This is a genomic window from Mycoplasmopsis felifaucium ATCC 43428 (assembly GCF_000687775.1).
Taxonomy (GTDB): Bacteria; Bacillota_I; Bacilli_A; order Mycoplasmatales; family Metamycoplasmataceae; genus Mycoplasmopsis; species Mycoplasmopsis felifaucium.
Genome location: NZ_JHXS01000004.1, coordinates 16,748 through 29,849 on the forward strand (window position 1 = coordinate 16,748; position 13,102 = coordinate 29,849).

Genomic DNA, 13,102 nt, shown 5'->3' on the forward strand with positions numbered 1-13,102 from the left:
ATACTGATAAATATTTGTGAAGATTTCCTAAGATATCGGATGTTAAATCTTTCGATTAATATATTAAAAATAAGGAGGGTAAATGGAACATAAATATGCTGTTGAGTTTGATCATATAACCAAAGAATTCCCGGGAATAAGAGCAAATGATGATGTAACTTTTAAAGTTCAAAAAGGCCATATTCACGCTTTAATTGGTGAAAATGGTGCCGGAAAAAGTACATTAACATCTATTCTTTTTGGATTATATGAACCAACAGAAGGTTCTTTTAAAATCAATGGTAAAACTATGATTATTAAGGACCCTAACCACGCAAACAGCATTGGTATAGGTATGGTTCACCAACACTTTAAGCTCGTTGATGTGTATTCAAACCTAGAAAATGTTGTTATGGGTGCTGAATTTAATTACGGTTTCACTAACCTTATCGATTTAAAAACAGCAGCTCTTAAAGTTAAATCAATTCAAGATTTATACAACTTGCATTTTAATTTAAAACAAAAAACTGGTAAAGCAACTGTTGCAACACAACAAAAAGTTGAAATTATGAAAATGCTTTATCGTGATGCAGAAATCTTGATTTTTGACGAACCTACTGCTGTCTTAACTGATCAAGAAATTCAAGGTTTACTTCAAACAATGCTTGAATTCAAAAGAAATGGCAAAACAATCATCTTCATTTCACACAAGCTAAACGAAATTAAACAAGTTTGTGATGAAGCTACAGTTCTTAGAAAAGGTAAAGTTATTGGTACATACGATGTTAAGACTACCTCAATCGAAGAATTAGCTGAAGCTATGGTTGGTAAAAAGGTTGTTATGCCTAAAAATACTGCTCCTTTTGATCATGATAGTCAAGAAGTTCAACTAGAATTTAACAATGTTAGCGTTAAAAATACATATGGAGTTTCACTTAAGGATGTTTCATTCAAAGTTAGAAAAGGTGAAATTTTAGCCTTTGCTGGGGTTGAAGGTAACGGTCAAGAAACTCTTGAATATGCTTTAGATGGTATGTTAAAGCCAAATCATGGTTCAATTTTATCTTACGATCCAGATAAAGGCGAACTTGTTGATATTACAAAATGAAGCGTTGATAAGAAAAATAGAAAAGCTAAGATTAATGTTGTTCCTGGTGACAGACATAAACACGGTTTAGTGCTTGACTTTACAATTAGAGACAACTCAATTCTTAGATTATTAAATGATAAAAAATATGCTCCATTCGGTTGAATTAACTCTAAAGCTAAAGAAGCTCTGTTTAGGAATATTGAACATGATTATGATGTTCGTGGAACAAATGATGGTGACTCATTAGCAAGATCACTTTCAGGTGGTAACCAACAAAAAGCTATTGTTGGTAGAGAAATGTTTAATGATCACAATTTATTGGTAATTGTACAACCAACTCGTGGGCTTGACGTTGGTGCTATCAACTTAATTCACAGCAAAATTATTCAAGAAAAAATTAATGGTAAAGCAATCATTCTTATTTCATATGAATTAGATGAAGTTTTAGCATTAGCTGACACAATTGCTGTTATTAATGATGGTAGAGTTCTTAGTGTTAAACCAGCTAAGAATTACACAAGAAGTGAAATTGGTTTATTAATGGCTGAATCGAAAACAAACAGTGAAAAATCTGGCGAGTTAAGAGTAGATGAAAGCACAGAGATAGAGAAAGGAGATGAAGATGCAGAATAAATTACAAGCACCTACTTTTAGTGAAAAAGTTCGTAAGTTCTTTATGATGGATTCAACTAAGAAGTCTCAAAGAAGTATTTTTAACTCGTTATGAGCTGTCTTCTTTGGTATCTTAATTTCATCATTATTTATTGGTGTATTCTATCAAGAAAATCCTTTTGCTTACTTTGCAACCTTATTTGACCAAGGTTTTAGTGTTAACCAAACTGCACTTGTATATATCTTTATTGTTTACGGTGTAGCATCTATTGGTGTCGGATTTGCCTTTAAATCAGGATTATTTAACATTGGGGTATCTGGACAAATGGCAATGGCTGGTATCGCATCAATTCTTATTTTCAGTAAAGCAATTGGTGGTGGTGTTACAGGTGGTGGTGATGGCTTAGGCTTAGGTTTATTACTATTATCTATGCTTATAGGTTTTATATACTCTGCTATTGCAGGGGCACTTAAGGCATATTTTAAAATTCATGAAGTTGTTACTACAATTCTTTTAAACTGAGTTACAGTATTTATTGCTCAATTTTTCTTCAATAAATTCAATTTAGAATCAATTGGAATAGCAGTTAATGACTCAGGTAGATCAAACGTATTTACTATTACAGGTGTTCTATTTAACAAAGATAACTTCTGAATCTTTGGATTAGTATTCTTAGTTATCCTAGCTGCAGGTACATTTGTAGTTATGCAATTTACATCGCTTGGTTACAAAATCAAGATGAATGGTCTTAACAAAGATGCAAGTACATACGCTGGTGTTAACCAAAAATTAACAACTATTTTAGTAATGGGATTCAGTGGTGCCTTAGCTGGTTTTGCTGGATTTACGTACTTCTTTATTTATAACCAAGGTATGGAAGGAGCTAAGTTTACTCAGCCAATTTTAATTGGTTTTGATACTATAGCTATTGCCTTACTTGGCATGAACTCTTCAATTGGTATTTTAGTTTCATCTATTTTCTATGCAAGCTTACAAAATGGTGCTAATAACATTGCTGGTGTTCAAGAATATACATCATCAACAATCGTTGAAGGTGGTGACAAAATTGTTGTTGGTATTATCTTATATGTAGCTGCATTATCTGGTGCTTTATCTAACTTTAAACCAGTTGAATTCATCAAAACTTTAATTGCTAAATATACTCAAAAATCATTCAAGGAATATTGCAATAATAACTATCTTCCAAGAATACAAGAAATTAAAAGAGAATATAGAGTTGCTGTTGCTAGAGCAAAAGCATTAAAACAATATAACTCTGCAGAATATAAAGCAATTCTTAAAGAAATTAAAGAACATGAAAAATTAGTAGTTCAAATTTTACAAACTCAATCTAAATTCAGAAACAATCCTAAATTTGCTTTTGATGAAGCTAAATTTAAAGTTGCAAGCGAAGCATATAATAATGTCAAAAATCGTCTTGTTCAAATTGAAATTGAATTAGATAAACTTGGATACTACGAAATTCAAAAATTAAATAGAGAAAAAGCTTTCCATATTGAAACTTCAAAAATTGAATATCAATATGAAACAACTAATAAAGAATTTTTATCTACTTTAAGTGCAATTGATAATCACATTAAAGCTGAATATCAAAATATTGAAATGGTTCAAAAACTTAAAGCTCAAAAACTTGCTTTATTTGAAGAACTTAAAGCTCAAAGAGAAGCCTCAATTAAAGAATTTTCAAGTGAATTTGACCTTAAAATTGTTGAAGCGTCAAAAGTAATTGAACAAAACAAACAACAAATTGATACATTATTAGCTGAAAAATCTTCTATTGCAAAACAAATGAAGAACTTAATTAATGATTATGTTCATTCATTCAAGTTATTATCATCAAGAGAAATTGAAGCTATGTTTAGTGAATTATCTAAAGCTAAAATTAGTGCTAAAGAAAAATTAGATGAATTAGGTTATTCACAAATTGAAGATATCAAATTACTTTCAAAAGCTAAATTAGCACAAGCTAAAGTTAACTACAACAAACGTGTTAAATTGGCTGTTGATAGATACGATTTCTTATCAAAAGTTGTTATTGGATCATTAAATATAAATGTTTCTACAACATTCTTGGATAGTGTTGAAGCAAAAATTGAAAAATTAAAAGTTGACTATCTTGAGAGATACAATGCAGGTGAAATTTCTCAACAAGTATATGAAAATTCAATTGCTTCATTAGACGAAGAATATAAAACATTCTGTTCATATGATTCTGTAGCATTAATGTTGAATAAAAGACATGCTAAATTAGTTCAAAAAGAATTAGTTTCAGTAACTACAGAAAAAGATAAACTTAAAAATATATTAGAACAACATAACATCATTTATGAAAAAGTTAAAAATGAAAGAAAATGATTAAAAGAAGAATATTCTAAAGAACTTAACCCTGCTAAATTTGATCAATTTAGATCCCTATATGAACATATGGTTAAAATAGAAAGAGGAGGTCAATAATATGCAAATGTTTAGTGACTTTACAGTCTTAGTTGTGCTTTATTCAATTATTCTTGGCCTTGGTGCTTTCGCTGGTATTTTTTCTGAAAGAGCTGGAATTATCAATATAGGTATCGAAGGTATCATGTCAATGGGTGCTTTAGGTTATGCTATTGGCGGTGGTATATTGCACAAAATTTCACCAGGTAATCTAACAAGTGGATGATTACAATTTGTATTATTTGGTTTTGCCATTGCATTTGGTATTCTATTCTCGTGCTTACACGGTTTTGCTACGATTAAACTTAAGTCTGACCACACAATTAGTGGTGTTGCTTTAAACATTTTAGCTTTAGGTGTTGCTGTTGTATTATTAAACCCAAGTCTTTTAGGTGACAACAACAAACAAATTCCACTTGACGTGAAGGAATTAGTATTAGATTTAGGCGACAGAAGCAAAACGTATGGTTTTGAGACAATCATAAGCCTTAAGTTATTTATCTTCATTGGTTTAGCAATTTTAGCTTATGTATTGTTAAACAAAACAAGCTGAGGTTTACGTTTCAAAGCTGTTGGTGAAAACCCTCAAGCTGTTGACGTTGCTGGTTTAAACGTTTATAAATTTAAATGACAAGGTATTATCCTTACCGGTGTATTTGCTGGTGTAGCTGGTGGTATCTTCGCTCAAAACTTACAAGGTGCCTTCACAGGAACTACTTTAGGTTTAGGTTTCTTAGCTTTAGCTGTTATGATTATGGGGCACTGAAACATTGGTTATGTAGTATTATGTGCTATTGGTTTCTCATTATTCCAAACAATCGGTACATTTGCTGTTGGTTCAGGTTTCAGAACCTTAACAATCAACTTATTCAAGAAAGACTTAGACGTATATGGACCATTATTCCAAACAATTCCATATATCTTCACAATTGTCGCTCTTGTTGCCTTTAGTAAATTGAGCCCAGGCCCTGCTGCCGCTGGTATAAACTACGATAAATCAAAACGTTAATCATTATAAAAAATCAAGGCATATCCGCCTTGGTTTTTTGATACTATAAAACAGCCCTAAAAATAAATTATTTAATATTAAATTGCCTGAAAAAACATTTTATAAGCATTCTAAAAATTCTTATGAATATTTTAAGTTTTTAACGGTGTTTTTATTAAATTACTTTATAATATAACAAGTTTATAAATATATTATTAAGGAGTAATTATGCCAAGAGACGGATTTACATTAGTATGTGCTGACTGTAAAATGGAAAACTACATTAGCAAGAAAAACAAGAAAAATACACCAGAAAAAGTTGAAATGAAAAAGTATTGCTCAAAATGCAATTCTCATACTAATCACAAAGAAAAGAAATAATAATATATTCTTTTAATTCAAATATTTATATTTAAAAAGTTAACTTTCGTTAACTTTTCTTTTTTTATTATTTTAAATATGTTCAAAATGCCTTTAAAACAGCGTTTAAACCATATTTATTGAATGCTTCTGTAGTGCCTGCTTCATCAATATTGATTATGTATGAATCTATATTTTTATCCATATCAACATTTTCATTTAAGGTAGCTAATTGTTTACAGAAAAAACCGCTTTCTTTATCATTTAGTAGATTTTCTTTAACTTTTCCTTTTAATGTTTCAATGTTGTTATAAATATTTTCAAGTGTGCCAAATTCATTTAGCAATGTTATTGCTGTCTTCGGGCCAATGCCTTGAACACCTTTTAAATTATCAGATGAATCACCTGCTAAACCTTTATAATCAGGTATTTGTTCTGGATTAATTCCATATTCCTCTTTAAAGTTATGTAAATTAATAACCTTATAAGTTAAGTTGCCTCCGAAGCTCTTAGAAGTCTGTAAAATAGATGTATTAGTACAAACTAATTGTAATAAATCCTTGTCTTTTGAAAAAACAATGTTATCAAACCCTTTATTATTACTTGCCAAAGTAGCTATTAAATCATCTGCTTCATCTCCGATTTTTTCAAATCACTTAATTTTCATACTAGTTAAAATTTCTTTAACTGCATCAAATTGTTCATAAATAATTACAGGTGCCTTAGATCTGCCTGATTTATAGTCCTCGAAGATTTGATGTCTTTTAGTTTCACCGTGTGCATCGAATGCTATGAATAAATGTGTTGGGTTAACTAACTTTAATACTTTGAATAAAGTTTGAAAGAAAACATGAACTCCATTTGTGGTTATCCCGTTTGGTGCCCTCAGAACATTATCAGGAAAATTAGGATTAAAAGAAGCATAGAAAGATTGAAACATTAATAAATTTCCATCAACTAAAAGCAATTTATTTTTAGACATTTAACACTCCTTTTCATTTTTCTAAATAAATCTTTCCACCTTTACACATTATTTGGCATTCTAACAATTGTCCTTTTTTAATTGGACTCATATCTCTTAGTATATTATTTTGAACGAAGAAATTGTGTTCTAAAGAACTATCTTTAAGGATTATTAATGAGTAAGATTTATCTCTGAAGTTTTTAACTTCTGCCACTTCAGCAATTATTACGTATGAACCTGTTTTTTTGAATAATTGTGCAAGTCTATATTGATATTGTTTTTCTAATTTTGATGTCTTGAAAATGTTATAAATATTTCCTAAAAGTGTTTGTTCATTAAGACTTTCGGTTTTTTCATCATAGGTTGCAAAATCTTTAATATTTTCAGTGGCATTTTTCAAGCGTTCCCAATTTATAAGCTTTTTAGCTTCATTGAATTGAGTTATTTTTTTGTCAATTTGATTATATTCATCATCAATGAAATCACACACTTGATGTACATAATTTTGATTTCCAAAGTCTCTAAAAACACTTGCTTTCGCTAATGTATCTAGTGTAGCATTTTTTATCCCTGCAAATTTAAGTCTAAGCAGAATTTCTGTAAGACTTAAATTTTCATATGATCCATTTTTATAGATATCTTCGCTTATTTTGTTAACACCTTCAGTTCCGAAGCCTTTAATCATATTAAAAGGTAAATATATATCGCCATCATAAATTAGAGCACTATTTGTGAAATGCAAAATATTAGGCGAAAATACGCAGAAATTCATTCTTCTTAATTCTTTAACATATAAATCAATTTTCTTTTGATCTCCATAAGAATTAGAAATTAACGAAGCAAAGTAAACTTGCGGGTATCTAGCTTTATAATATGCCATTTTCATTGTTAAATAGGCATATGAAACTGCGTGAGATTTATTAAAACCATATTGAGCGAATTTCTCTATTTTATTGTATATTTCGGTTAAAATATTTTGACTTAAACCGTTTTTTAAGCCACCTTCAAAAAATTCTTTTTTGTATTTTAGAACGTCTTCTTCGTTTTTCTTACTTATAGCTCTTCTTAGCATATCTGCTCTAGCAAAAGACATATTTCCAACTTGTTGAGCAATTTGCATTATTTGTTCTTGATAAATAATAATTCCAAATGTTGGTACAACAATTGCGTCATATGAAGGATAAATTTTTTCAATTAAATCAGGACTCTGTCTATTTTTGGCATATTCAGAAATATAATCTTTTGGCCCAGGTCTAAAAAGTGAAATAATAGCATATAAATCTTCAAATGACTTAATGCCAACTTTCTTAATGGTGCTTTTCATTCCTGAGGATTCTAATTGAAATAATCCTTCGGTTAATCCTTGGTTAAGATAACTAATTGCAAGCGGATCTTGTAAAATTAACGGATCATTTTGCACTAGTTCATCAAATAATTTAACACCAGTAAGTTTATTCTCAATATTTTTTATTTCTGTCAGTGTTTTAAGGCCTAATAAGTCAATTTTAAGCAGACCAAAATTTTCTATATATTCCATCGGAACCTGAACCTGTTGGTAAACTTGAGATGAATTCACAAAAACTGGAACATAATTGCTAATTGATTTATCTGCTATTATAAAACCAGCAGCGTGAATACCAAATTGTCGTGGCAATCCTTGAATTTTCTTAGCGTGCTTATATAACTCTGGATATTCATTTATTTCTCTTTGGAATAATAAATTATTGTTATATTCATCTTCAATTGATTCTGATGATATAAAAGCATTTATTGATTTGCTAATTCTATTTATAGTAGCTAAATCTATATTTAAAATTCTGCCAACATCTCTAATAGACTGTTTAATTCCGAAAGTTTGGAATGTGGAAATTAATGCGGTATTTTCTGTGCCGTATTTATTACGCAAATATTCAAAAACTTCATCTCTTCTGTCGTCCTGTATATCAATATCAATATCAGGTCAAGAAACTTTTTGTGGATTTAAAAATCTTTCAAAAAGCAGGTCAAACCTTAATGGATTTATTTCAGTTATGCCTAAAAGGAATGAAATTAAGCTTCCAGCGGCACTACCTCTACCAGGACCAACTGATATATTTTTACTTTTAGCATATTCAATTAAGTCAGAAATTATTAAAAAGTAATTAATAAAACCTAATGATTTAATAATCTCAAACTCTTCTTGTATCCTATTTTTATAGATATTTTGGTAATTTTTTAATTCATTTTTATGTTTTTGAATACCATCATTAATTTTTTTAATAAATAGCTGTTCATTTTCAATATTTGAATTACAGAATGAAGCTAATCTTAACTCTTTTTTAGGGAATTTAACGTTACATTCACTAATGATTTTATTTATTCTATCGATAATAACGCTGCTGATTTCAAAGTTATCAAAGTAATTGAAGTAATATTTTGATAGTTCTTTGTTACCCAATTGTTGCAAAACGTTTAGAGTGTCATTATCATCAACATCAAAAAGCTTATTTTCTCTTAGAAAAATAGCGTTAGGTATAGTTTCATCAGATGAGTGTATAAAATAGCTGTTTCAGTCAATAAGATGATTAATTTTAGTTGTAGCATATAAACCTTTTTGAGGGTGATCTAAAATGAAAATATCATTTGATTTTAAATCATTTATTAAAATAACCTTACCTTTGCTTTTTTCTAAAATTAAATTATTAATAAACCTAAAACCATCATAATTTTTTGCAAGTAATATAAACCTATATTCTTCAACATCTAAATCAACGCCAATAATTGGTTTGATATGATACTCTGCACACTTTCTTAAAAAATGACCTAAGCCAAACATATTATTATAGTCAGTTAAAGCTACTGCCTCAAGATTATGTTCAGCAGATTTTTTGACCAATTCATCTATTTTAATGAGAGAATCTAAAAAACTATATTCAGTAGTGTTATATAAATTAGTGAATTTTTCCATAATACAATTATATTTATTTATGGTCTTTTATTATTGTAATAATAAAAAAAGAGCATTAAGCTCTAATTTTTAAATTCAATTTGGTTAGGTGTTAAACCTTGTTTTCAGTTTACTATAGATGAACTGCCTTCATTGATTTTATCTTCATTGATTTTTGAAAAGATAATTTTGAAGCTATCAGAAACATTTTGGAAAACGTTTGAACCTATAAATAACTTGTTTTCGCCAGTTATAGTTATTTCAAATTTGGCACCATTACAATCTTTAAAAGCATTATTACCTATGTATTGTAATGATTCGGGCATTGTTATTTTTTCTAATGATGTACATCCTTGGAAAGCTGCTTCGCCAATATTTGAAAGTTTAGAACCTTCTTCAAAAACTATTTCTTTCAAGTTGTTAGCATCTTTAAATGCACCAGCACCAATAGTTTGGATTGAACTTGGAATTGTTATTTTTGTTAATGTATTTAAACCATAAAATACTTCTGGTGAAATTGCTGTAACTGCTTTACCGTCTCAAACTGATGGAATAACTAGTTCGCTAATTACAACAGGGTTTTTTCCGTCAAATTTAATTCTGTCTACACCTGATACAAAATATGTTTTTGTTTGGCTATCATATTTGAAAGTAAGACCTGAATTATTTTCAACTGTTTTTTTACATCCTGCTGAAATAATTACTGGTGAAATTGCTGAAATTGATAATACTGATGTTAAGAAAATTTTTTTGTTCATAGTTCTCCTTATTCTTATGAATAATATTATAAATTAACTAATAAAAAATGTTAATGTTTTTAGTTTCATATTTTGCTAAGCATTATATAATATAAACTGCAATACATAAAGACAGTAACGGCTTAGCTTAAAAATGTTACCGAGTGTACAGATATTTATTTCACTCAAATTATGCTCTTGTATTGTAATTATTTATTTAATTATGAAAGGGGGATATTAATGCAATCATCAAATACAGTTAAAGAATCAGCTTTAAAATTAGCTAAAAGAGAAACTGTTGCTGAAATTAGTGCAAAATTAGCTTCAGCGAAATCAGTTATTCTTGCTGAATATCGTGGTTTAACTGTTGCTGAATTAAAACAACTTCGTATTGTTGCAAAACAAGCTGGTGTTGAAATTAAAGTATTCAAAAACAGATTATTCAAATTAGCTGCTAAACAAGCTGGTTATGATTTAGACGAACATTTAGTTGGTCCTAACTTATTTGCATTTAGTAACCTAGATGACAATGCTGCTGCTAAAGTATTAGTAAAATTTGCTAAAGAAAACAAATTACTTTTACCTAAAGCTGGTATTTTTGAAAACAAAGTTATTGATGCTAAAGGTGTTCAAGAAGTTGCTACACTTCCAAACTACGAAGAAGCACTTGCAATTCTTGCTCGTTCACTTATGGCACCATTACAACAACTCTCTCTTTCTCTTAACTTATTAAGTGAAAAAGAAGAACAACAATAATAATTAATTTTTAGAAAGGATTAATCATGGCAAAATTAACAAAAGAAACATTTATTTCATCATTAAAAGAAATGTCAATTAAAGAAGTTATGGAATTAGTTGAAGCAATGAAAGAAGAATTCGGTATCGACCCAACAGCTGTTGTAGCTGCTGCTGCAGCACCTGCTGCTCCTGCTGAAGAAGCTAAATCAGTTGTTTCAGTTATTATTAAAGGCGACAATGGTAAAAAATTAGCTATCGTTAAAGCTGTTAAAGAATTATTAAACATCGCTTTAATGGACGCTAACAAATTAGTTTCAACACTTCCTGCAACAATTAAAGAAAACATTCCTACAGCCGAAGCTGAAGCTCTTAAAGCTAAATTAGTTGAAGCTGGTGCTGATGTTGAATTAAAATAATATTCAATCATTTAAAAATTCTGGGCGACCAGAATTTTTGTTTATTAATAGGTTCTAATATAAATAGGCAAGAGAATTAATAATACTTTTCTGCCTATTTTTAAGCCTTTATTGGTTAAAATTACAATCATATTAATTAGTAGTTTTAAACCAATAAAGACAGGAACAACTATAGCTGGATATCAAATTAAGAAGACAGTGTTATATTTATAAAGTGGTAGTCTAAGATCTTGATATGTTTTAGCGAGTCAAGAGACATTGCTTATAAATATTAAATATGTGATAAATATTAAACACCGATTCATAATGAAGTCATAAAATTGTATAAAATAGCTATTTTGGTAATTTCCTTGTCAATTTTTAAAGTTGTAAATGTGTACGATAAGTCAAAAATCATAAATTTTAATAATCAAATTATTAAGATAGATAAATTTAATCAAAATAAACTTGAATCAGTTAAGTGTGTTGAATGTTTGTTTGATTCTTCAAAAAATACTATAAATGATGTTAATCAGGCGATAAGGAATATTAATGTAAAAATGGAAATTGATGAAAAGTTATTTACAACACCTTTAAGAATGTTATTTTTTGTTTCTATTTGTTGTGAGCAGAAGTTCAATATAAATAAATTGATGACATAGTAAATAATAGTTATTGGTGTTAAAACATAAAACGTAATTTGTGTATTTTTACCTAAAAAATAAAATGGCGGAGCACTAAAACAACAACACTATGAGAATCTTTTGGATCATTTTGATAACTTGGCATAAATAAACTATAGATAAGGAATGGTTTACCCGCATTTATTGTTTTTCAAGAAGATATTCTTGATCATCATTGAGTTGAAACGTCAAAACTTGGTTGAATATTTTGTCTGCCTTAATAAATTTACTTATTGCATTCTGTAACTGTTGCCAATATGCAACAATAACACCATTCCCATATATATGCCAAAGATCTCAAATAAATCATTCATTAAATATTAGTGTGGTTGGGTATCTGTGCCGTTTTGCGTATCAGTTTTCAACCTTAGCTAATTCCATGTATTTTTTGGTCTGTTTTTCGCCAAAAAAGTCGCTAGTTTTAAAAAATCAAGAATATTTAACCTCCTTTTCAGCATAAATTAATCCATTTGAATTAATATAGTTCTTATTAGAATCTAAACTAGCTTTTCTAAACTTATTTTCAAGTTTTACTTCAAAATGGTTTTTAAAATGTTCTTCTGTAAGAGAATTAGAATAATTTCTTTTATCAAAATCATTAATGTTTTTTTGATTTTTCTTTATTTATATCTAATTTGTTTATCTCATATTGTTTTATAACATCGTTATTGGTGTTATCTATATAATTTACCTTTTTGTGTTTTTTGAAAGGATGAATTAAGAAAGCATCATTATTTTCTAAATCTATTAAAACCTCACCAAAAGGATCGAAAGTTATTTTCAAACAGAGTTTTTTATCAAATATATAGACTAGTTCTATTGCTTGTATTTTGTAGTTTCTTCCTGGATTATATTTTGAAATTTTGTTTAAGTCAAAATTTATTAATGCTTCGTATTTATCGTTAATAAAATATTTAATGCTTTTAGTATTTTTGTGAGTTATTTGAATATTTTGATTTTCTGCATTATATATATTTTGATTTCACGTGTCCATATAATTCTCATTTACAGCTTTTTATATCTAAATTAGAACATTTTACATCCTTTAAAATTGATTACCTGGAAACGTTTACACTATAATTATTCAGTTTAGGCACATTTTATGGATATAACCGCTAGCACTGTTTTATAGTAATTTTAGGCAAAAATAAATTAATTTTAAAAAAGAGAAATAC

Annotated in this window: 13 protein-coding genes; 7 read left to right on the forward strand and 6 right to left on the reverse strand. The window is 28.7% G+C overall.

Features of this window, described 5'->3' with window-relative positions; genetic code table 4:
• The first annotated feature begins 82 nt into the window (after window positions 1–82).
• The 4 genes from T390_RS03700 (at window position 83) to rpmG (ending at window position 5,505) form a co-directional block, all read left to right on the forward strand.
• Window positions 83–1,702: an ABC transporter ATP-binding protein gene (locus T390_RS03700; protein ID WP_051590834.1), complete on the forward strand. Its 1,620-nt coding sequence runs from the start codon at window positions 83–85 to the stop codon at window positions 1,700–1,702.
• Entirely contained in the window at window positions 1,692–4,157 is a 2,466-nt protein-coding gene (locus T390_RS0100960; protein ID WP_027334673.1) for an ABC transporter permease subunit, read from the forward strand. The genes T390_RS03700 and T390_RS0100960 overlap by 11 nt, the downstream gene beginning before the upstream one ends.
• A gap of 1 nt (window position 4,158) precedes the next feature.
• On the forward strand, window positions 4,159–5,145 hold the full coding sequence (locus T390_RS0100965) for an ABC transporter permease (RefSeq protein WP_027334674.1): 987 nt from the start codon (window positions 4,159–4,161) through the stop codon (window positions 5,143–5,145).
• A 207-nt stretch (window positions 5,146–5,352) separates the two neighbouring features.
• On the forward strand, window positions 5,353–5,505 hold the full coding sequence (gene rpmG, locus T390_RS0100970; RefSeq protein ID WP_027334675.1) for a 50S ribosomal protein L33: 153 nt from the start codon (window positions 5,353–5,355) through the stop codon (window positions 5,503–5,505).
• Window positions 5,506–5,572: 67 nt separating this feature from the next.
• Here rpmG and T390_RS0100975 read toward each other — a convergent pair whose 3' ends face one another.
• From T390_RS0100975 to T390_RS03980, 3 genes are all read right to left on the reverse strand, one after another.
• Window positions 5,573–6,466 (reverse strand): 5'-3' exonuclease, encoded by an 894-nt coding sequence (locus tag T390_RS0100975; RefSeq protein WP_027334676.1) that lies wholly within the window; start codon window positions 6,464–6,466, stop codon window positions 5,573–5,575.
• The gene (dnaE, locus tag T390_RS0100980) at window positions 6,459–9,395 is read right to left on the reverse strand and encodes a DNA polymerase III subunit alpha (protein WP_027334677.1); all 2,937 of its coding nucleotides are present in this window, start codon (window positions 9,393–9,395) and stop codon (window positions 6,459–6,461) included. The genes T390_RS0100975 and dnaE overlap by 8 nt, the downstream gene beginning before the upstream one ends.
• A 62-nt stretch (window positions 9,396–9,457) precedes the next feature.
• Window positions 9,458–10,132 carry a leucine-rich repeat domain-containing protein gene (locus T390_RS03980; RefSeq protein WP_027334678.1) on the reverse strand — a complete coding sequence of 225 codons (675 nt, stop codon included), beginning with the start codon at window positions 10,130–10,132 and terminating at the stop codon, window positions 9,458–9,460.
• Window positions 10,133–10,351: 219 nt separating this feature from the next.
• On the opposite strand from T390_RS03980, the gene rplJ reads away from it, so the two are divergent.
• Window positions 10,352–10,867: a 50S ribosomal protein L10 gene (gene rplJ, locus T390_RS0100990; RefSeq protein ID WP_027334679.1), complete on the forward strand. Its 516-nt coding sequence runs from the start codon at window positions 10,352–10,354 to the stop codon at window positions 10,865–10,867.
• A gap of 26 nt (window positions 10,868–10,893) precedes the next feature.
• Entirely contained in the window at window positions 10,894–11,265 is a 372-nt protein-coding gene (gene rplL, locus T390_RS0100995) for a 50S ribosomal protein L7/L12 (RefSeq protein WP_027334680.1), read from the forward strand.
• A gap of 44 nt (window positions 11,266–11,309) precedes the next feature.
• Here rplL and T390_RS04055 read toward each other — a convergent pair whose 3' ends face one another.
• Window positions 11,310–11,570 carry a hypothetical protein gene (locus T390_RS04055; protein ID WP_156930734.1) on the reverse strand — a complete coding sequence of 87 codons (261 nt, stop codon included), beginning with the start codon at window positions 11,568–11,570 and terminating at the stop codon, window positions 11,310–11,312.
• Between the two features lie 69 nt (window positions 11,571–11,639).
• On the opposite strand from T390_RS04055, the gene T390_RS0101000 reads away from it, so the two are divergent.
• The gene (locus tag T390_RS0101000) at window positions 11,640–11,906 is read left to right on the forward strand and encodes a hypothetical protein (protein ID WP_156930735.1); all 267 of its coding nucleotides are present in this window, start codon (window positions 11,640–11,642) and stop codon (window positions 11,904–11,906) included.
• A 162-nt stretch (window positions 11,907–12,068) separates the two neighbouring features.
• On the opposite strand, the gene T390_RS0101005 is transcribed toward T390_RS0101000, so the two are convergent.
• Together T390_RS0101005 and T390_RS0101010 are read right to left on the reverse strand one after the other, a co-directional pair.
• Window positions 12,069–12,308 carry a hypothetical protein gene (locus T390_RS0101005; RefSeq protein ID WP_027334682.1) on the reverse strand — a complete coding sequence of 80 codons (240 nt, stop codon included), beginning with the start codon at window positions 12,306–12,308 and terminating at the stop codon, window positions 12,069–12,071.
• A gap of 217 nt (window positions 12,309–12,525) precedes the next feature.
• A complete protein-coding gene (locus tag T390_RS0101010; RefSeq protein ID WP_027334683.1) occupies window positions 12,526–12,921 on the reverse strand; it encodes a hypothetical protein in 396 nt (131 codons plus the stop codon).
• Window positions 12,922–13,102 lie beyond the last annotated feature (181 nt).